21 protein-coding genes, 2 tRNA genes and 1 riboswitch are annotated in these 21,668 nt (G+C 37.0%); of the genes, 16 read left to right on the plus strand and 7 right to left on the minus strand.

Features of this window, described 5'->3' with window-relative positions:
• Positions 1-116: 116 nt before the first annotated feature.
• From SB679_RS04810 to SB679_RS04865, 12 genes are all read left to right on the plus strand, one after another.
• Entirely contained in the window at positions 117-476 is a 360-nt protein-coding gene (locus SB679_RS04810; RefSeq protein WP_410701244.1) for a hypothetical protein, read from the plus strand.
• 181 nt (positions 477-657) lie between these two features.
• Positions 658-933 carry a YHS domain-containing protein gene (locus SB679_RS04815; protein WP_410701070.1) on the plus strand — a complete coding sequence of 92 codons (276 nt, stop codon included), beginning with the start codon at positions 658-660 and terminating at the stop codon, positions 931-933.
• Positions 920-1,603, plus strand: a complete 684-nt coding sequence (locus SB679_RS04820) for an SCO family protein (protein WP_410701071.1) — start codon at positions 920-922, stop codon at positions 1,601-1,603. The genes SB679_RS04815 and SB679_RS04820 overlap by 14 nt, the downstream gene beginning before the upstream one ends.
• A 28-nt stretch (positions 1,604-1,631) precedes the next feature.
• Positions 1,632-2,306 carry a superoxide dismutase gene (locus SB679_RS04825; RefSeq protein ID WP_410701072.1) on the plus strand — a complete coding sequence of 225 codons (675 nt, stop codon included), beginning with the start codon at positions 1,632-1,634 and terminating at the stop codon, positions 2,304-2,306.
• A gap of 3 nt (positions 2,307-2,309) precedes the next feature.
• Complete coding sequence (locus tag SB679_RS04830) at positions 2,310-2,678, plus strand: hypothetical protein (protein ID WP_410701073.1); 369 nt, start codon at positions 2,310-2,312, stop codon at positions 2,676-2,678.
• A gap of 99 nt (positions 2,679-2,777) precedes the next feature.
• Positions 2,778-3,605 (plus strand): MbnP family protein, encoded by an 828-nt coding sequence (locus SB679_RS04835; RefSeq protein WP_410701074.1) that lies wholly within the window; start codon positions 2,778-2,780, stop codon positions 3,603-3,605.
• Positions 3,589-4,644: a cytochrome-c peroxidase gene (locus SB679_RS04840; protein WP_410701075.1), complete on the plus strand. Its 1,056-nt coding sequence runs from the start codon at positions 3,589-3,591 to the stop codon at positions 4,642-4,644. The genes SB679_RS04835 and SB679_RS04840 overlap by 17 nt, the downstream gene beginning before the upstream one ends.
• Positions 4,645-5,604 (plus strand): transporter, encoded by a 960-nt coding sequence (locus tag SB679_RS04845; RefSeq protein WP_410701076.1) that lies wholly within the window; start codon positions 4,645-4,647, stop codon positions 5,602-5,604.
• Between the two features lie 430 nt (positions 5,605-6,034).
• Positions 6,035-6,220, plus strand: a riboswitch (cobalamin riboswitch).
• Between the two features lie 108 nt (positions 6,221-6,328).
• A complete protein-coding gene (locus SB679_RS04850) occupies positions 6,329-8,347 on the plus strand; it encodes a TonB-dependent receptor (protein WP_410701077.1) in 2,019 nt (672 codons plus the stop codon).
• Entirely contained in the window at positions 8,344-9,480 is a 1,137-nt protein-coding gene (locus tag SB679_RS04855; RefSeq protein WP_410701078.1) for a YncE family protein, read from the plus strand. The genes SB679_RS04850 and SB679_RS04855 overlap by 4 nt, the downstream gene beginning before the upstream one ends.
• Positions 9,481-9,493: 13 nt before the next feature.
• Positions 9,494-10,702 (plus strand): cell surface protein, encoded by a 1,209-nt coding sequence (locus tag SB679_RS04860; RefSeq protein WP_410701079.1) that lies wholly within the window; start codon positions 9,494-9,496, stop codon positions 10,700-10,702.
• Between the two features lie 31 nt (positions 10,703-10,733).
• Positions 10,734-13,007 (plus strand): DUF5074 domain-containing protein, encoded by a 2,274-nt coding sequence (locus SB679_RS04865; RefSeq protein ID WP_410701080.1) that lies wholly within the window; start codon positions 10,734-10,736, stop codon positions 13,005-13,007.
• 83 nt (positions 13,008-13,090) lie between these two features.
• Here the strand turns inward: SB679_RS04865 and SB679_RS04870 are convergent, their stop codons facing one another.
• The 7 genes from SB679_RS04870 to SB679_RS04900 form a co-directional block, all read right to left on the minus strand.
• The gene (locus SB679_RS04870; protein ID WP_410701081.1) at positions 13,091-14,299 is read right to left on the minus strand and encodes an MFS transporter; all 1,209 of its coding nucleotides are present in this window, start codon (positions 14,297-14,299) and stop codon (positions 13,091-13,093) included.
• Positions 14,300-14,368: 69 nt separating this feature from the next.
• Entirely contained in the window at positions 14,369-15,028 is a 660-nt protein-coding gene (locus SB679_RS04875; protein ID WP_410701082.1) for a FadR/GntR family transcriptional regulator, read from the minus strand.
• 126 nt (positions 15,029-15,154) lie between these two features.
• Positions 15,155-15,925, minus strand: a complete 771-nt coding sequence (locus tag SB679_RS04880) for a T9SS type A sorting domain-containing protein (RefSeq protein ID WP_410701083.1) — start codon at positions 15,923-15,925, stop codon at positions 15,155-15,157.
• A gap of 382 nt (positions 15,926-16,307) precedes the next feature.
• Positions 16,308-16,379: transfer RNA gene (locus tag SB679_RS04885), tRNA-Glu, on the minus strand.
• 69 nt (positions 16,380-16,448) lie between these two features.
• Positions 16,449-16,520 (minus strand) — tRNA-Glu (locus SB679_RS04890).
• A 10-nt stretch (positions 16,521-16,530) separates the two neighbouring features.
• Positions 16,531-16,785, minus strand: a complete 255-nt coding sequence (gene rpsT / locus SB679_RS04895) for a 30S ribosomal protein S20 (protein WP_410701084.1) — start codon at positions 16,783-16,785, stop codon at positions 16,531-16,533.
• A gap of 67 nt (positions 16,786-16,852) precedes the next feature.
• A complete protein-coding gene (locus SB679_RS04900) occupies positions 16,853-17,173 on the minus strand; it encodes a hypothetical protein (protein ID WP_410701085.1) in 321 nt (106 codons plus the stop codon).
• 356 nt (positions 17,174-17,529) lie between these two features.
• Between SB679_RS04900 and SB679_RS04905 the strand changes: the two genes are divergently transcribed.
• The 4 genes from SB679_RS04905 (at position 17,530) to SB679_RS04920 (ending at position 21,603) form a co-directional block, all read left to right on the plus strand.
• Positions 17,530-18,654 carry a tyrosine-type recombinase/integrase gene (locus tag SB679_RS04905; protein WP_410701086.1) on the plus strand — a complete coding sequence of 375 codons (1,125 nt, stop codon included), beginning with the start codon at positions 17,530-17,532 and terminating at the stop codon, positions 18,652-18,654.
• A 348-nt stretch (positions 18,655-19,002) separates the two neighbouring features.
• A complete protein-coding gene (locus SB679_RS04910; protein ID WP_410701087.1) occupies positions 19,003-20,073 on the plus strand; it encodes a tyrosine-type recombinase/integrase in 1,071 nt (356 codons plus the stop codon).
• 14 nt (positions 20,074-20,087) lie between these two features.
• Positions 20,088-20,396, plus strand: coding sequence for a helix-turn-helix transcriptional regulator (locus tag SB679_RS04915; protein WP_410701088.1), 309 nt, complete (start codon positions 20,088-20,090; stop codon positions 20,394-20,396).
• A gap of 217 nt (positions 20,397-20,613) precedes the next feature.
• Positions 20,614-21,603 carry a hypothetical protein gene (locus SB679_RS04920; protein ID WP_410701090.1) on the plus strand — a complete coding sequence of 330 codons (990 nt, stop codon included), beginning with the start codon at positions 20,614-20,616 and terminating at the stop codon, positions 21,601-21,603.
• Positions 21,604-21,668: the final 65 nt, after the last annotated feature.

Consider the following 21,668-nt stretch of genomic DNA (forward strand, 5'->3'; position numbering starts at 1 on the left):
GATACCTGTATATAGGGATCGGGGCTTTTGTTTTTCTGAAATAAGATCAATGATTTTCATCAGGAATGAAGCATACAGTCATTTTCAGTAGTATATTTGTAGGACAGAATTTATCATTGAAATTTTTATTATCCATATTCATCATCTTTACCATTGCAATACGCCCTGTTTTGCCATTGATCAATTACGCTGTTAACTATGATTACATCGTAAAAAATCTTTGTGAAAACAGAAATGTGCCGCAATCTACCTGTAAAGGAAAATGCTACGTGGGAAAAGAATTGGCAAAAACAGAAAAGCAAACCAATCCTCAAACCATTAAAATTTCTGTCATTGATGTTTTTCTTCACCACGATATTCTTTCGTTCTCAAAACAATATGAAGGTGAACTTCTTGTCAAAAACTCCGGTTCAGGATATTTGAATTCCCATACATCAGAATATTTTTCCAGAATATTCCATCCCCCGCTGGTCTGATTTTTATTTTAAACTAAATATACCGTTGATTGCAATAGCTTTATCAAAGCATATTTTTGTAATGATACCATAAGTTTGTAACAAGATTTTGAATGATCTTCACATTACAAACCCATTTATTTAGTTTAATACCCATTCACTTCTTATAAACGATCATTATTAATTTCAATTGATACTTACAATGAAATCTAAAATTATTTTGACAGCTTTACTGTCACTATCATTGCTGTCCTGTGCGCAGGAGGCACCTAAAGTAAAGCATAAAAAGAGCACAGCTTCTTCTGGAAACCCTATGAAAAATGTAAAAATAGTCAATGCCGAAGATCCGATCTGTCACATGAAAAATACAGAGCATACCAAAGATACGGCTGTCTATAAAAATAAAACGTACGGTTTTTGCAGTGTATACTGTAAAGACGAGTTCAAAAAAAATCCAGAGAAGTATGCCCAGAAGTAAAAAGACTGATAACAGCGCCAAAAGGAAGATTATTATCCCGATTGCCGTTATAGCCCTGTTATTTTTGGCGATAGGAGTTGGAATGAGTTATTTTAAAAATAACCTCTACACTGTAATGAAAGTTCCGGATTTTACGCTGACCGATCAGAATAACAAAAAGATTACCAATAAAGATATGCTTGGGAAAGTATATCTGGTAGAATTCTTTTTCAGCAGCTGTCCTACCATCTGCCCGGTAATGAACAGCAATATGAGAGCTATTGAAGACGAAATCAACAACCCGGAATTTGGAATTGTTTCCATCAGTATTGATCCCGAACACGATACTCCTGAAATCCTGAAAAAACATGCAGAAAGAATTGGTGTGAAATCACCCAACTGGCATTTTTTAACTGGCAACAGGGATTATATAGGAAAGATTGCAGACCAGTTCAATATCTATGTAGGCGATAAAGAAGACGAAGGTGAAAGCCTGAACCACAGCGGAATGATCGCTCTGGTTGATCAGGAAGGAAATATCCGGTGCAGATACAATAAAGACAACATGCCGATTCTGTATTATTCAGGATTAAACTACGAAGATCCGGAAGGAAAACTTCCTAAACTGATAGGAAAATACCATCCAGACAGGGAAATATTAATAGAAGATATCAAGAAATTATTAAAATAATAGTGTTAAACCACAAAAACAAAACGTTATGAAGATTATGAAAATAGCTGCTTTAAGTGCAGTTTTTGCGGCGCAGTTTGCGTTTGCCCAGTTTAAGCAGACCCCTTTAACGTATGCTTACAACGCATTGGAAGGTTCTATCGATGCCCAGACTATGGAAATCCATTATTCGAAGCATGCTGCTGCCTATGTTGCCAACCTGAACAAAACGATTGCAGGAACACCTCAGGAAAAAGAAACCCTGTTCCAAATCCTTTCTAAAGTATCAACATTAAGTCCTGCCGTGAGAAATAATGCGGGTGGACATTTCAACCATGAACTTTTCTGGACGATGCTTACCCCGGTAAAAAATACCCAGCCTTCTGCACAATTAACAAAAGCCATTAATGAATCTTTCGGAAGTATGGATGCTTTTAAAGAAAAGATCAGCAAAGCAGGAGCAGACCGTTTTGGATCAGGATGGGCTTGGCTTTCTGTAGATAAAAACGGAAAACTGTTCGTTTCTTCAACTCCTAATCAGGATAACCCATTGATGGATGTAGTGGAAGAGAAAGGTACTCCAGTCTTAGGAATTGATGTTTGGGAACATGCGTATTACCTGAAATATCAAAATAAAAGAGCTGATTATCTTGCTGCCATCTGGAATGTGCTGAACTGGAAAGAAGTAAGCAAAAGATATGAAAATGCCATCAGCAAAAAATAATTCATGAAATTAATCTGCAGCATATTCCTTACTTTTTATATGGTGGTCAGGCCTCTGATCCCCATCGTAGAGTATGTTGCAGATTATCATTATATTTCAGAAGTTCTCTGTATTAATAAAAGCAAACCGGAGCTTCACTGTAATGGAAAATGTTACCTGAGCAAAGAGCTTGCAAAAACAAACGATACCGAATCTTCTCCTCTTCATAAAACAAAAAATTCAGGACAGAAAATCTTAGATATTTACATTCTTCCTGATGTTGCAGAAATAACCATCACGGAAAAACCACTGTTTTCCAGTTTCAATTTTACATACGAAACAGCATACTCCTTTCTGTTTCTTCCCTCTGTTTTCAGGCCACCGGTTTTTTAAGTTACCATCAATTATTTTTATTATAAAAATTGAATGTACAACCATTCAAAGAGCATTTCTATGCTTTATCATCAACATTATTCAACTTAAAAAATCAACATGAAAATTTATAAATTTTTATCATTATTCTTTATTGCCTTTACTGTAATAACCCTTACATCATGCAGCAGCAGCGAGGAAGATACTACAGACCTTACAACTTCAGGAAAACTTCAGCTCAAATTTGAAAACGGATTCAATAACCTGGGTGATATCGTTTTAAATCAGACTACCCAAACTTCTTCCCAGGGACAGAAACATCAGTTTTCTGCACTGAAATATATGATCAGTAACATCAGTTTGATTGATGAAAATGCAAATGAATTCAAGTACAATGAAAATAACCCCGATAAAGGGGCTTTCATTATCGACCAGGCTGATGCCGTTGCCGGGATTATTTATCTGAACTTAAATGAGATCCCGAAAAATAATTATAAAAAAATAAAATTCGGACTAGGACTCAGCCAGAACGCTTATTTACTGGGACAGGACGGGCAGGCTGAATTTTGGAATAAGGCCAAACAAAAAGGAATGTCATGGTCTTGGGCAGCTGGCTATGTTTTTGTGAAACTGGAAGGTAAATACGGAACCGGAGCTCCCAATACAGAATTCATGAACCATACAGGAAATATGGGAAATGTTACGGCCAATAATACTCCTGATCTATACCGGGAAATTATATTAAACCTTCCCACTACAGCAAGGGTAACCAATCAGATTACGCCTTCCATCCATATTCTGGCGAATCTCAATCAATATCTCAGCGGAGATATCCCTCTTACGCTGAGCACTACGAACGATATGATGATGGGATCAAGCCAGCATTTGGTGAATGTGACGAATAATATAACCAAAATGTTTAAAGTAGACCATGTTCACAATGACTAGAATGCTTTCTGCTATAGGATGGACATTGATTTTTTTGTTAAGTGTTGTGTCATGTTCCGATGAGGTTATTCAGCCTTTAGATAAAGATGAGGCTTACCATTTGCAAATCCCTTCTTATTTTCCTGAAATGACTTTTGATCAGTCCGGGAATCCGATAACAAAAAACGGCGTTGAACTTGGTAGGAAATTATTCTATGAAGGCAGGCTTTCGCGGAATAATACCATTTCATGCGGATTCTGTCATATTCAGGAAAATGCATTTACCCACCACGGGCATACCGTAAGCCATGGTGTTGATGACCGGATAGGAATCAGAAATGCTCCGGCAGTTCAGAATATGGCATTCCTGAAACGGTATATGTGGGATGGAGTGATTCATAACCTCAATGAACAGGCCATTATTCCAATTACAGACGCCAATGAGATGGACAGTTCGATGCCGGAAGTGATTTCCAAACTCAATGCGGATTCAAAATATAAACAGCTTTTCAAATCAGCATACGGCGATGAAAACATTACAGGGGAAAGAGTGTTGAAAGCCTTATCGCAGTTTATGGCCTCCATGATTTCTGCAGATTCCAAATACGACAGATACCGACAGGGAAAAGCCGTTTTTACTGCTGGTGAATCTCAGGGAATGACTCTGTTTCAGCAAAAATGTACAGCCTGCCACAGCGGAGAATTATTCACCGATGAAAGTTTTCGCAATACCGGAATGTATTACAACAGTCAGTTTAAAGATGCCGGACGCTACCGGGTAACCCTGGATCAGAATGACTGGATGAAATTTCGGGTTCCGAGTCTCAGAAATATAGAGTATACAGCTCCTTATATGCATGACGGAAGATTCTATACGTTGGACGCAGTCCTCAATTTTTATTCGGATAACGTAGAAGACAATGCCAATCTTGATCCACAGCTGAAGCAGAACGGACACATCGGAATTCCCATGACGGGGCAGGATAAGCAGTATATTATTGCTTTTCTGAAAACACTCAGTGACAACAATTTTATCACCAATCCAAAATTTGCAGAATAAATGGAACATAACATAAAAAAGATCATTGTAATAATCAGTCTGTTTGTATTGACAGTCTGCCAGGCATCAACCATCAGGGACAGTCTTTATATCCCGACAATAAGTTACAATAAAGTTATCCTTGATGATGACTGTGATGCTTGCGGCTGTGCTGCCGGAAACGGCTCCTCAGGTTTTGAATCCCTGCTGAATCCTCAGTTCATCGGGATTAAATATTTTGTCCAGCACTATAAGGCCAAAGAAAATTTATTTGTAAAAGATCTTACGCAGGATCAGTATTTTAATACCCTTCAGCTTTGGGGGAAAATTCCACTCACTAAAAAACTAAGTGTATATGCCAGTCTTCCTTTTCATTTTCATGAGAAACAGACAATGCAGGGAGATATCCGGATCAGTGGAATCGGAGATATGAATGTAATGGGAATTTACCAGCTCCTGAATTCTAAAAATACTTTTCATCAGCTCAACGGAGGCCTTGGAGTGAAAGTTCCACTGGGAAAATTTGATGAAAAAGGAATCACCGGGGTGAATCCCAGTTTTCAGCTGGGAACCGGAAGCTGGGATTATCAGATGGTTTTGAACTATAAATATCAAAAAAATAAACTGGCAATACTCTTCAATACGGATTACGCTGTTAAAACCGAAAATAAAAAACACTACCGATTTGGAAGTCAATGGAATTATGCAGCGGCAGGATTTTATCAGCTTTACAGAAATGAAAAGGTGATTGTTTCCGGAAAAGGCGGACTTCAGGGTGAAGTGTATGACAGAAACAGACAGTTTAATGAAGTGCTGCCCAATACCGCGGGCAGTGCTTTATATGGAAAACTTGGCTTTGAAGCAGCTTATAAAAACCTGAGTTTAGGAGGAGAAGTGATGCTGCCTGCCTATTCCAATCTGGCAGGAGGCGATATTGAAGCAAAATCCAGATTTAGCCTGTTTATCAATGTGGGAATTTGACGTGAAATGATGTAGATTTAAGATTAAAAAATTAAGGTGGTTTAAATTTTATGACCACAGATTTTACACATTTCACAGATGATTATGTTTTAGCTCGCGCAGATGGCTCTAATTAAGCAGATTATTTTCTGTATGATGAATAAAAATATGATTTTTTACACTTAGCTGAACTTAGTATACGTAATCATTTAACCTTAAAAAGCTAAAATGTTTAAAAAGCTTTTATGGCATTGTGGGTAAAATTAAAAGTGTAAACAAGCTGGAGTACAAACCTTATAGATTTCAAGAATCTGTAAGGTTTTTTTATAGAAAATTTTTAGATAAAAACGACACTTTAAGTTTTTAATAGGAGACAGATTATCTTGGGATTTGTATTTATCCTATTGAAAATTAATTTATTAAGCCTTTTATTGGATATCTTAATAATTTTCTATCTTTGCCGGAATCTGGTGCGCCATAAAAAGCGCTTAAAAGGGAATCCGGTGAAAATCCGGAACAGACCCGCTGCTGTAAGCTCCAAACCAAAGTTTTTGAAGAATATATCCACTGTTGTAAAATGGGAAGGATTTCAAAAATGGAGTAAGTCAGAAGACCTGCCGGACAATTAACGTTTGACGCTTTCGTGGAATAAAGCTTAGGACATCATTGATTTTGTGCAGTTTAAAGCTGTGCTTTGTCATGGTTTTCCCATATCCATTAGCGTTATCATTATTCAAGTGAGCTAATGGTAATACAATATAGTACTTCTCAATTTTACAGATCAGTTACTGCAATTCTTGTGATAACAGGGCAGTTTTTATTTTCCCAGTCGAAGGACAGCCTCAGGGAAAAAGAAATTCTTCAGATCGATCTCTATAAAAAAAATCTTAAAGAAATCCTTCCTGCACAAACGTTGTCAGGAGAGCAATTAGAAAGGCTTAACAGTCATTCGGTGGCAGATGCCCTGCGGTATTTTTCCGGTGTCCAGATTAAAGACTATGGCGGAATAGGAGGGTTGAAGACGATTAACATCCGAAGTATGGGAAGCCAGCACGTCGGTGTTTTTTATGATGGAATCCAATTGGGGAATGCCCAGAACGGCTTAGTAGATTTAGGACGGTTTTCTTTAGATGATCTTGAAGAAATTTCGCTGTACAACGGACAGAAAAGTGAAATTTTCCAGCCGGCCAAAGATTTTGGTTCTTCAGGATCTATTTACCTGCAGCCTAAAACACCAAGTTTTAAAAACGGAAGAAAAACCAATCTGACGATCAGGGTAAAAAATAGCTCCATCGACTTATTCAATCCGTCGATTCGGGTGGAGCAGAAGATTTCTGATAAAGTATCGGCCAGTTTCAGTTCAGAATTTATGCAGAGTGACGGGATCTATAAATTCCGGTATACCAGGAAATATCCTGACGGTGAGATCGCCAATGATACTATTGCGAAAAGATACGATTCGGATATCCGGGCAAAGCGTTTTGAAACCAGTTTTAACGGAACAATGAATAACGGAAGCTGGAATGTAAGAGGATATGGCTATATATCAAACCGCGGAATCCCCGGGGCTATTGTCAATAACCGTTTCGGGGCAAGGGGACAACGCCTGATAGATGAAAATTATTTTGTGCAGGGTAATTTCAGGAAAAAAATATTCCCAAAACTGGAAACCCAGTTCAAAGCAAAATTTGCTTACGACTATACTCATTTTGTCGATACGCTTTCTTCCATAAAAATAAACAATCAATATATTCAGAAGGAAGTGTATTTGTCTTCTTCCAGTCTGTATACGATCAATCCTAACTGGGAGGTAAGTGCAAGCGCAGATTTCCAGTATAATATGCTGGACTCGGATCTCAAATTATTCTCTTACCCTACAAGGTACACTTCACTGGTAGCTTTTGCCACCACCTATCACTGGAACAGACTTAAATTTTTGGGAAGCTTATTAGGAACTTTTGTTCACGAAGAAGTAGAGCTCAACACCAAATCTCCGGATAAAGCTGAATGGACACCGGCTGCATTTTTAAGCTATCAGCCTTTCGATGGTAAAGATTTTATTGTAAGAGCTTTTTATAAACGTATTTTCAGGATGCCAACGTTCAACGATCTGTATTATACAAATATTGGAAATACCTTCCTGAAACCTGAATTTACCAACCAATATAATCTGGGATTTACTTACCAAAAATTGTATGATCATCCGGTCTTTAAAGGATGGTATGTAAAAGTAGACGGCTATTTTAATAAAGTAGAGAACAAGATTATTGCGGCACCCAACGGAAGTATGTTCCGGTGGTCAATGTATAATCTGGGAGAAGTTGAAATTATAGGGACTGATGTCAATATCCAGGGAGAACTGAAGCTGGGAAATGTAACGGTAAAACCTTTGCTGAGTTATACCTTCCAAAGTGCACGCGATTTTACCAGCAGAGAAGAATCCTATTTCGGAGATCAGATTCCGTATACGCCCTGGCACAGTGGAACATTTACGCTGATGGCGGATTATAAAGACTGGGCCTTCAACTATAGTTTTATGTATGTAGGGGAAAGGTATGACATCAATCAGAATAACATACCTGCCAATCATGTGCAGCCTTGGTATACCCATGATCTTTCCGTTCAGAAAAAATTCAGATGGAAGGGGCATCAGTTTAAAACCAGCCTGGAAGTTAATAATGTCCTAAACCAATTCTATGAAGTCGTGCTGAGTTATCCGATGCCCGGAAGAAATTTCAGACTCACTCTAAGCTATACCTTATGAAAAAACTCAATTTTTGCCTGTGGGCCTTACTGTTTGTTGCTGTTCTTTCCTGCAGAACCGATGAATATGTTGACCGTGAAGAGCTGGATTACCTTATCCCGGCTGAAGGAGATCTTCCCATCAAAGGATTTTATTTGCTGAACGAAGGAAATATGGGAACCAATAAAGCGACCCTGGATTTTTTTGATTATAAAACCGGAATCTACCACCGGAATATTTATGCACAGATCAACCCGACTGTCGTAAAAGAATTGGGAGATGTAGGGAATGATATTCAGATTTACGGAAGTAAGATGTATGCAGTGATTAATGTTTCCAACAAAATTGAAGTACTGGATGCAAAGACGGCGAAACGTCTTAAAACCATTCAGCTGGAAAATTGCAGATACATTACGTTTAAAGATGGAAAAGCCTACGCATCAAGCTATGCGGGTCCTGTTTCTCTTGATCCCAACGCACCATTAGGAAAAGTAGCCGAAATAGATACCGTCTCTCTTTCTATCCAGCGGGAAGTTACAGTAGGTTACCAGCCTGAGGAAATGGAAATTATAGGAAATCAGCTTTTTGTAGCCAATTCAGGAGGATATAAATTTCCTAATTATGACAGAACGGTTTCTGTGGTGGATCTTTCGACATTTAAAGAAACCAAGAAAATAGACGTAGCCATCAACCTTCACCATATTAAAAAAGATAATTACGGAGATCTGTATGTGACGTCCAGAGGAGATTATTACAATATCCCATCCAGTTTATTCCTCGTAGATGCTGCGACCGGTGTGGTGAAAAAAGATTTTCATATTGCCGTAAGCGAAATGACCATCGTGAATGACAAGCTCTATTATTACGGGAATGAATTCAACTACAACACCCATTCTTACACAAAATCCTTCGGAATTATCGATGTGAAGACTGAGCAGATCATTTCCAACAAAATTATTGATCAGCAATATGTAGATGCCATTAAAACACCTTATGGAATAGCGGTAAACCCAATCACTGAGGATATTTATCTTACCGATGCCCGGAATTATGTTTCAACGGGGTATGTCTACTGTTTTGATAAAACCGGAAAATTCAAATGGAAGACTGAAGGGGGTAATATTCCCGCTCATTTCGTCTTTTTATATAAATAATTAAATCAAAAAAATGGAAAGAAAAACTCTTACGATGATAAAAACGGTGCTTTTGTCTTCTGTTTTAATAGGGACAGTAGCCTGTAAAAGCGACACCGATGAGGTAGTGGCAGAAGTTACGGTTCCTTCGGTAGTTCTTAAGGATTCTTACACGATAGACCGCCTGAAAATTTTAAATATTGATCCTAAAGTTGATGGAAAACTGACCTGGATTATCAATGATTCTATTATTTCTGAAAATTCAGACCTGGATTTTATTAGTCATATAGCGAATACCTATCCTTTAACCTTGAAAGTGGAAGTGAATGGAATCGTAAAAACATACAAATCAACCATCATTGTAAAACAGGAGCAAACTCCTTACAGCAAATACATTTCCAATGTTTTTGATTTTCGTCCTGGTGTAGGGCAGTTTACGAATGAAATTCCCGAATATATTTCCGGAAGCAATGCTGCCCAGATGATTCAAAAAGCCAAAGAATCCCTGGTAGGAGGGAATTCTTCCATGATTACTTTAGGAGGCTATGGTGGTTATGTTACAGTGGGTTTCGATCATACCATTCCAAACCTGGATGGGAGAGATTTTAAAATTCTGGGAAATGCTTTCTGGGGAAATGATGCCAACGATCCCAGATCAGGATCTTGCGAGCCGGGAATTGTCATGGTGGCTTATGACAAAAACAGAAACGGTAAACCTGATGATGACGAATGGTATGAGATCGCGGGAAGTGAATACTTTAAAAATACAACCACTAAAAATTACAATATAACCTACTTCAAACCCAATGAAAACAAGCCTACCGTTCCGGGAAGTGAACTTTGGCAGACTGATGTGGAGTACATCAAATGGGAAGATAATTATGGGAATTCAGGATTTAAAACCAAAAATACCTTCCATGCACAAAGCTATTATCCTTTATGGATCTCAGATGCCAGTTACAGCTTCCTGGGAACTAGGCTTAAAGATAATTTTTACGACCAAAGCGGAGCGGGGACTTATTGGGTAGGGAAGTCGTATGATTTCGGCTATGCGGACAATGCACCAAATAATGATGAAGCCTCCAATATTGATATTTCTTGGGCGGTGGACAAAAACGGACATTATGTAAAACTTCCGGGCATCGACTTTATAAAAGTATATACCGGCGTCAATCAGGAAGCAGGCTGGCTTGGAGAAGTTTCAACAGAAGTTGCCGGAGCATATGACCTTCATCTTAATTAAAATTCAACAATACTTTTAAAATAATTAGAAAATGAAAAAGTTTTATCTTTTTACAATGCTTTTGCTGTTTGCATTTTTCACGAATGCACAGATAAAAGTTCAGGGAGTTCCCCGAAATGACATTCAGAATCTGACCACTCAAAATCAGACGACTACAGCTATTACATTTGCTGATGTTCAGTATTGGGTAGGAACAGGAACAAATGAAGCTGCTTTTGTTGTACAATGGAATGATGGTAAAAATCCCGATGCTTTGGTCTGGGGATTCAGATGGAACGGAAATGCAACAGGTGAAGATATGCTGAAAGCAATCGCAAAAGCTGACCACAGGTTTTTCTCTTTGCTGTATCAGGGAACTCAGTTCGGATCAGCCATTGGAGGGTTTGGTTTTGATTTGAATGGTGCTAATTCAAATGCACTGTACAAAAACGGAAATGTAACATATCCTTTTTATCCAGTTGACGGAATTGTAAATACTTCGGCTTACGATTTCGACCAGTATACAGCGGCGGATGCTGCGGATCATTGGAGCTCAGGATGGGCGACCAACGGATATTGGTCATATTGGGTGAAAGATCCTACTGATGCCGACTTCGGGTATTCAGGAGTAGGAGCAACCACCAGAGCACTGGTCAACGGATCATGGGATGTCTGGAATTTTAACCCAAACTTTACTGAATTTCCTATTTCTTCCACAATGACGGCTGTTTCTCCGTATGTAAGTTCTACCAACTTTACGAATGGGTATTTTATGGTGAATGAAGACTGGTACAGTCATACCAACGGATCTGTCAATTTTATTGATAGTAACGGACAGATTAATTACCGTGTATACAGCAATGCCAATAACAATCATGCTTTTGGAGCAACCACACAATACGGAACGATCTATGGAGATAAATTCTATTTTATCTCAAAACAGGCTGCGGATGGCGGAGATACACAGTATACTCCGGGTGGAAGATTGGTTGTGGCAAATGCGCAGACTATGCAGAAAATTGCTGGCTTCAATACTATTGGTGGCGGAGACGGAAGAACTTTTGTAGGTGTGAATGAACATAAAGGATATATCGGAGCATCAAACGGAATATTCCTTTTTGATATTGATAATCTACAGGTTGGCAATCTCATCACAGGAACAGGTGGCGGAAGTGCTTACGCCGGACAGATTGGTAATATGATCCGTACTTCAAAATATGTTTTTGCTGTAAAGCAGACGGCGGGTATTTTGGTGATAGATCCTGCTACGGATACTTTAATCAGTACGATTTCAGGAGCATATCATTCCATTGTGCAGGCTAAAGACGGAAGTATCTGGGCGGTACAGGATCAAAAAGTGGTGAACATCAATCCTACTACTTTTGCGGTTACTTCGTACAATATTCCTACCACCAAATACCTTGGATCATGGGGTGCCTGGAATGCAGGAAGCTTTTCAGCAAGCCGCCAGCAGAATGCTTTATATTGGATCAATTCAATTAATAGTTTTAATTCCGGAACACAGATTGTTAAATTTGATGTAACGACAAAAACATTCAATGAAAATTTTGCAGTGATTCCCGGCCAGACAGGAACCTATAAGCAGATTCCATACGGAGCAGGACTTCGTGTAAATCCAACAACGGATGAATTGATTCTTAATACCACAGAAAGTGGATTCGGTGCACATTATCAGAAAAACTGGATCCATACGTTTGACAATACAGGAGCTCTGACGAATACAAAAACACTGAACGATTATTACTGGTTCCCGGCATTAGCGGTATTCCCGGATAATACAGCTCCTACAGTAAGTAATACCTTCCCTTCTCAGGTTACGGCAGGAAATATGACATCGATTGATTTAAAGACTGTAGTTTCAGATGATGATAACTTATCAGCTGCAATCGTAAAATCAGTAAAATCAAACAGCAACCCGGCAATTGTTGCTGCCGTTATTAACGACAATGACGAATTGGTATTGACTCCGCTGGCATCAGGAACATCAAATATTGTCATCAGTTTTAATTCAAACGGTAAAACGGTTGAAAAAACGCTTGTGGTCAATGCAACGACTTCTACTTTAGCAACAGCCGAAGTGAAGAAACTGGAATTCAGTATCTATCCAAATCCGGTAGCTGATATTCTTACGATTAAAACACAGGAGAAAGTACTTAATGTTTCTCTTTACGATGCTTCTGGTAAACTGATCAATACCGAGTTCAATAACGGGCAAATCAATGTAAGCATGCTTCCAAAAGGAATGTATATATTGAAAGCGGTGACTGATAAAGCAGTATATCAGCAGAAAGTAATTAAAAAATAATTTTTAGATATCTATTTTTATAGGTAAGCCTCTACTTCCATACAGTAGAGGCTTTTTTTATAAGGATGATCAATTTTTTGATCTTATTTTTTTTTCGATCCTTTGATATTAGGTAAAAAGGCTGTAATAATACCGATCAGAGGGAGAAATGCACATATCTTAAAGACATATTCAATGCTTGTATCATCGGCGATGGCACCCAATACGGCAGAACCAATACCGCCCATTCCAAACATAAATCCAAAGAACAATCCTGCTACCAATCCAATTTTATCAGGCATAAGGTCAGTAGCATACACCAGGATCGCAGAAAATGCGGAGGCAATGATCAATCCGATTATCACCGCAAATGCAATAGTCCATGCTAAGGAAAGATAGGGAAGACAAAGGGTAAACGGGGCAGCTCCGAGAATAGAAATCCAGATGATTTTTTTCCTACCGTATTTATCGCCCAGTTTTCCGCCCAGAATAGTTCCTACGGCAACCGCTGCAAGAAACATAAATAGATATAGCTGAGAATCTTTTACCGAGATATGAAATTTATCCATCAGGAAAAAGGTGAAATAATTCGTCATCGATGCCAGATAAATATATTTTGAAAATACCAGTGCCAATAGAATGCTAATGGAAAATAACACTTTTTTTCGCGAAAGTTGGATATTCACTACTGCATCGGTATGCTTTGCTGTTTTTTTAATGGATAATCTTTCAGCGTACCAGTTTCCAATTCTCCACAACAGAATAATACCGATAAATGCAGCAATTGCAAATAAACCAACATATCCCTGACCTAAAGGAAGAACAATCAATGCAACCAATAAAGGTCCTATAGCACTTCCCGAATTCCCGCCAACCTGGAAAATAGACTGTGCCAATCCTTTTTGGCCTCCGGAAGCAAGCTGAGCCACCCGGGAAGCCTCAGGATGGAAAATAGAAGATCCCATACCAATCAGTCCAACTGAAAGAAGAATGACATAATATTGATGAGCAGAAGCCAGTAACAGCAGGCCGGCCATTGATAAAGCCATTCCGATGGCTAAAGATCTTGGATTCGGTTTTTTATCAGTATAAATGCCAACAAATGGTTGTAAAATGGAGGCAGTAAGCTGAAATACCAGCGTAATAATTCCTATCTGGGCAAAAGATAACTTAAATTCTCCTTTTAAAATCGGATATAAAGAAGGAATAGTAGATTGGATCAGGTCATTCAAAAAATGCGAAAAACTGATCATGAACAAAATAGGATATACAATCGTACTTGTATCAATGCTTTTGGTTTGTGTGTTGTCCATAAATAATAAATTTACATTCATCTTGTCATCTGATGAATTTTAAGATGATATTAAATAGAATTAGTTTTTTTAAAATAATTTATCAATGATTTGCTGCGCAATATGAGCGGAACGATCTGCATTTCTTTCTTTTATAGAATGATACAGACTCGTATGAAGTTCATGCGAAGCTTTAAAAGCATCCGTATTATTATTGTGGCCATTTTCGAAAGTTCTCATGACCTGTTTGCTGGCAATCTTATAAATTTCTTTCAAAAGGGGATTCCCGCAAGCCTCTGCAATAGAAACATGGAAATTGATATCCGCCTCATAACATTCCAGTGCCTGATTTTTCTCTGCCATTATACCTCTTAGATCAAGATAGGATTTAATAATCTTAAGTTCATCTTCATTATGATGTAAGGCTGCCTTTGCGGCTATTTTTGATTCAATTAAAGAACGTACTTCAAGAACTTCTTCTATTTCAGCTCTGTTAATTTGAGATTCCAGTGATTCCTGAAGATTATCGGAAACTACAAACGTCCCAACACCCTGTTGTACCCTTAGCACACCTTGTATTGATAATATTTTAATCGCCTCACGAATGCTGGAACGTCCGACTCCATACATTTTCATTAATTCAGGTTCAATCGGCAATTGGTCGCCAATTGTATATTCTTTAGCAACAATTCCTGCTATCAGTCGGTCGGCAACCTCCTGAGCCAAACTCTTTTTTTGAATTATACTCATACATCTTATCATCTGATGATTGCAAAGGTACAACTTTTTTTTGCAAAAATAAATGAAGTCCTGTTTTGGAATTTTATAATTTGAAAAAAAATCCGGTAGACATCAATCTACCGGATTATATTTTTTTTACTTGATGATTATTTTTCGTGAATAAATCCTGTTTTCTTTGGTCTGTAGATTGAGGATATAGATTCCTTCGGGAAGAGGAGTAGAAAGATCAATATTTTTCGAGTTGATTTTTGAACGGTATACTTCTTTACCTGAGATATTCGTAATAGTCATTTGAGAATCTTCCACAGGAACATTTCCACTTAAACTAATCTGCCCGTTGGTAGTACCGAAAGCAGTAAAAGTAACAGGCTCCTGGTAGGCATAATAAATACGGAAGCCGCCACCAAGACTAAGTACTCCGCCGCTTACTCTTATTTTCACACCCGTATAAGGTTTGGTAGGTTGTAATTCGATAGTTGCCCTGTTAGGAGTATCTCCGCCAAGCTTAAGGATACTGCTGTTAATGTATTTCATATCACCGTTGGAAACATCTCCGTTCATCGTTTCGATGGTAACTCCGCCAAGTAACTGAACCGTTAAAGGAATATTATTGGTACCGATACCTACAACCAGTTTCGTGTTGGAAGTTGCATCCGGAAACAATAGGGTTTGTGAAACTCCACCTAATAATACGGTACCCATGGTAAGTGTAGAGTAGTCGTTCTCATTATCTCCTATTGCATTTAAAGGATTTTGCACATTACAAGCCAGGCATACACCGAAGGTGTCGGAGATTTGATCGTAGGCATAGATTCTGTTCTGTGCAAAAGATAGAGAGCTTAATAGCAATAATAAAAATGCTGCCTTTAGGTGCAGACTACACTTCGATAGAAAATTAAATCGCATGTTATGAATTTTTGGTTATTAGATTGATTCAAATTTAGGGATAAAAAGAATAAACCAAAAGACATATTTCAATTTTATGTGATTTACCAATAAATAGGGATTATTTTTTTAATACATAGGATTCGAAAGAATAATAAACAATAATGAGTTTCGGTTTTTAATACAAGAAGAATACTTGTAAGGGATGCATTCAAAACGAATATGGATTGATCCCTAATAGCTTTAAAAAAGCTTTATAGAGGATTTGTTAAAAGAAATAAAGGAGAGAATATTGGGATAATTAAGATAAGATAATCCCCAAATCTTATAGCTGAAACCTGAATTCATGTGACAGAATACTATAAATGCAAAAAGAGAAGACTTTATAAAAGTCTTCTCTTTGTAGCCCGTAGGGGAGTCGAACCCCTCTTACCAGAATGAAAATCTGAGGTCCTAACCGATAGACGAACGGGCCCTCTATCTTCCGCTAATATAATTAACGTGTTAGTGTTTGTTTTTATAAGTTTATCAACTCTTAGTTTTGTAGCCCGTAGGGGAGTCGAACCCCTCTTACCAGAATGAAAATCTGAGGTCCTAACCGATAGACGAACGGGCCTACTATACTTTTATACTAATTTATTAACGTGCTTCGTTAATTTGCTTTTCAAGTTAGCAGCTTTGTTTTTGTGGATGATGTTTTTCTTAGCTAACTTATCCAATAAAGCGACTACTTTAGGCAATTGCTCAGAAGCAACAGTCTTATCTTCTTCATTTTTTAACACTTTGATAGCTGTTCTAGCAGTCTTGTGATAATATCTGTTACGAACTTTTCTAACTTCGTTTTGTCTTATTCTTTTTAATGCTGATTTATGATTTGCCATATCGTTCAAATGTGAGTGCAAAAATAAAAACTTTTTTCTTAACTGCCAAATTTATTTCTAAATTATTTTAATTTTCTTCTGACAGGTATTTTCTGAGTTTATCTATTGCTTGTTCTATTTTTAAATTTTCTTGTTCTTTCTCTATTTTCCTGATTGTGCTCTTCAGCATAATCATCGCGTTGTTCCATTCTCCAGTCGTATTGGTGAAGGTAAGTCCGTCAATCGTTACTTCAAAGTCGACCCTTTCTTCTTTCCTGTAAAGCCTGAAACTTATTTTATCATCCCTGCCTGCAATCCCGTCTTCATTGACTTGTAAATCATAACTTTTTGGGTTAGAGTGGATTTTCTTAAAAAGCAATGTAGCTTCTTGTATTTTTAAATCCGGCATGATATCAAATTTGGTAGCCTATAGGTTAAATAATAGGCTAATTTTCTTTGCTCAAATAATTTTGAGTTGGCAAATATAACAAAAGTTTTTTGATTTTCACTTCTTTTATTTGACACTCTCCTCGTACACTTTTTGTCGAAGTTTCGTTGATGTTCCGTGAACTTTTCGTGAACTTTTTTTTCACAAGAAAATCCAATATCGTCAAGGGAAAATGTTAAATCTCTTGCGAAATGTTCTAAAACGAGCAAAATCAGGGGTGTCAGTTTGATATCCCTGTTACATAGGCTGTAAGGGTTGCACATAACTGAGTGTAAACTTACAACAAAGAAAGAAATAATTCAAAAAAAAATTACATTATGTCAGTAAGTTATCGTGAAATTAAATTGAAAGACAACAAGAGAGTGACTCTTGAGTTTGATTTAAACCTGAACGGCAAAAGAAGAATGTTCAGACCCAAAATCACTTATCTTGAAAATCCAAAGACGGCAGAAGAACGTCAGGAAAGAAAAGAAAAACGACAATTGGCAGATAAAATGAGGGCAAGACTTGAGGTTGACGAGCTGTATGCAACCAATATGCTTGATAAGGGTTTTCAGTGCAACAAAGATTTTTTTGAGTATTGCGATGAATTTATAGAGAGAAAAGCTCCTCATTGCGAAATGCGTACTTACAGAGCAATGGTTGCAAAACTTAAGACGTTCAATAAAAAGAAAAAGTTGTTTTGTTCCGATATTGATGAAGAATTTTTGCTCTCGTTTAAAGATTATCTGAATACAACATTGAATGGAAGTACCCCATTCAACTACTTCAAAAAGCTGAAAAGAATAATCAAAGAAGCAACGATTGCTAAACATTTCAAAGCTGATCCTTCCCAGCATTTGAAAAATTTGAAAGGGATTTCTGCTGAAAAAGATGTTTTGACATTACAGGAAGCACTTTCATTATCCGAAACCTACTGTTCCAATGACAATGTAAAAAGAGCCTTTCTTTTCAGTTGCCTGACAGGACTAAGATTTTGTGACGTGAAAGCACTTGTTTGGAGTAGCATAAGCAGAGACAATGTTTTGACAATAGTTCAGATAAAAACCAAAGAAAAATTATCAATGTCTCTCCATCCCAATGCCGTTGATTTGTTGGGAAAACGGAAAAAAGCAGGAGAAGCATTAGTTTTTAACCTGCCTACCCATACAGGCTGTTTGAAAATTCTTAAGAAATGGACGTCCGATGCAGAAGTTGACAAGCATATCACTTGGCACTGCTCAAGGCACACCTTTGCAACCTCATTGGTTTTTGAAGAAGTTGGAATCAATACCGTTTCTTCGTTGTTAGGTCATAAAGACCTCAAACAAACTCAAATTTATGTCCGTACGGCTGAGCTGTCAAAAACCAATGCCATCAATAAATTACCAAATATATTAATAAACAAAGCCACTAGAACCACCAAACAGAATGAGACCAATGGAAATAGCAAATTTCTATGACGCTTCACAATAAATAGCTTTTGTGATGAAGAGTTGAATCTTCAAAGAATCATTTTTGTTAGAATTATAATAAATTTTGCAGTCAAAATTTTCTTCTTGTCAATCAATTCAATTTTTTCTTGACTTTTGTTTCTTTTATTTGACTTTCTCTTACTTGCACGTTTTGTTGAAGTTTTTTACAGCTTTTAGAACCTCAGAAAACACCTGAAAATGTCATAAAAAGGTTAAATTTTTGTTAAAATTCAAAAATTCAGTTAAAATAACCCCTCCAAAAAACGACATGCAAGTTATCCTAAATGTAAGCGCTTACACTAGATGAGTAATTAATTTCAAAAAAAGGACAACATTATGTCAGTAAAGTATAGAAAAGTCTTATCAAAAGACAAGAAGAGGTACACGATTGAATTTGACTTCAACATGAATGGCAAAAGAAGAACATTCAGGCCTGGGATCACATATCCTGCAAGTCCAAGGACAGCACAAGAGCGTCAGGAGAGAAAAGCAAAGCTTCAATTAGCAGATAAAATGAAAGCGAAAATGGAAATTGACGAGCTGTATGCTATCAATATGATAGAGAAAGGTTTTCAATGGAACAAAGATTTTATTGAATACTTTTATGATTTCCTAGAGAGAAAAGTTCAACTTTCTGAAAAGAGAACCTACTTAGCGATGCTAAAAAAATTCATACGCTATGTTGGGAAAGAAAAGCTTCCTTGCAGTGATATTGATGAAGAATTCTTGTTGGGTTTCAAAGATTATCTTGATTTGGAACTATCAGGTGTTTCTGCCTACAACTATTTCAAAAAGCTGAAAAGAGTCATCAAAGAGGCAACAATTGCTAGGTATTTTAGGACAAATCCAATGGCTGAAATTGTAAACAGCAAAGGAAAGTCAAAAGAAAAAGAAACTCTGGTATTTGAAGAGGTCAAAGCCTTACTGGAAACAGAGTGTCGAAATGAAGAAATCAAGACAGCCTTTCTGTTCTGCTGTTATACAGGTATTCGTTTTTGTGATGTTCAGGCATTGACATGGAATAACATAAAAAATAATAATACCTTAGACATTGTACAACTCAAAACCAAAGAACGCTTAACAATGGATCTTCACCAAGATGCTGTCAAACTTTTAGAAATCTCCAAAAGACAGAATAATGATAAGCTTGTTTTTCAACTGCCGACTAATACAACCTGTCTGAAAATTTTGCGGGAATGGGTTGCAAAGGCAGGAATCAATAAACATATCACTTGGCACTGTTCAAGGCATACCTTTGCTACACTTTTAAACTACCAGAATCAAAATATCACCACGATTTCCAAGTTGTTGGGTCACAAAAGCCTGAAAGAAACAGAAATCTACATAAGAGTGGCAGAAAACTCAAAATCAAAAGCTGTCAAAAGTCTTCGCTCAATGTTTAAATAATACAACCATATATAATGAAACAACCAGAACAACCTACCAACAACAAATTTTACGATATTTTAGTTGAAATCAGAAATCTGATGCTTTTGAAAAAAGAAATCCTCAATATTGACGAGGTTGCTTTGTACACAGGATTTGAAAAATCCTACCTGTACAAACTGACAAGCAGGAGAGCTATTCCGCACTACAAAACCCCTGGAGGGAAAAGTATATTTTTCAAAAGGGAAGAAATCAACGATTGGCTTACCCAGATCAAAATACCAACTGATGATGAAATTCAGACTGAGGCTACTTTAATAAATCAACGGATCAAACGGAAATAGAAAAGGGCAACCCAACTTTTATTTTGAAGTTGGGTTTTTCAAAAAAAAAGAATTTTTAAATAATCTGACTTATTCCCTTTCTGAATTTAGAATTTTAGTTTTTCAAATTCTCTCAAAAAATTTCAGACCTCACTTTTTTGGATAAAAATAGATAAAAAGCGTACTGAATTTCTGATAAAAGAAAGATATATAGGTCTTAATACAGGTGGCAAAAAAAATGACAGATTCAGTGAAATTTATTTTGTTGCCCTCATATACGAAAGAGGGCTGGAATGTGGATGAAATCAAATCGAAACTTGAACCTTTTGAGAAGTTCCACAGAATTGGTTTTAAACCTGATGGTTTCATAAAAAATATGGCAATTTGGGTTAATGAGAGGAAAATAGTTGTTGAAGGAAGTATTGCCAAATATTGGCAGAAAAATAATGTTGAAAATTTTGATTGGAGAAATTTTAGAAAAGCCATTGATTTGCTTTCCTATGAAATGGGTGTACCCTTGGAAAATGGAAAAATTATTAGGCTCGATATTGGTGTAAATATTGGCTTGAATCAGGAAGTTGTTGATTATTTTCCTGAGTTGCTTCGTTTGGAATATTTTCAGCGGAATACTGCCAGAAAAACAACACTTCGGTATCAGGGAAATAGTGTTGGGATTAATTATCTATTGTATGACAAACTATCTGAATTTAGAAGCAGGGAGAAACTAATTGATGATGATTTGAGTTTTTTAACTGATGAAAAACACTTGATGCGAATTGAAATGCAGATGCAATCAAGAATTTCTGAGATTTTGGGTATAAAGGATGTTAGGATTTACGATTTGTTTGAGGAAGAAACCTGTAAGCATATTTTGAGGTTTTGGTATGATATATACTTTGATATTGAGAAAGAGGCTTTGCTGATCTATCCAGAGAGATTGAAAGGTTTGCCAGGATTTGACAAATTTATGCGAAGATATATAGTACAGACAATGGGTTGGGAACGATTGGATTTTTTGATGAAACAAGGAGTGAAGAAAAAATGTATTTATTCGAGTGATAAATCAAAAAGACTTGCGTTGTTTAAAGATGCAATGTTGGATAATTTTAGCTTTGAATTTGAACAACACACCAAGGAACTGAGCCACAAAGTGAAAGTTGCCTATGTTGAAGGCTTGAAACAGATTTTCAGAATGAAGAAGAAATCTGTTGAAAAATTAGTCAAGTAGGTTGTTGTTGACCTACTTTGTGCTTTTTAAAAGAAACCAAAGAGAATCAAAGAAAAAATGTCAAA

This window comes from Chryseobacterium sp. SIMBA_029 (assembly GCF_046535275.1).
In the GTDB taxonomy this organism is placed as follows: domain Bacteria; phylum Bacteroidota; class Bacteroidia; order Flavobacteriales; family Weeksellaceae; genus Chryseobacterium.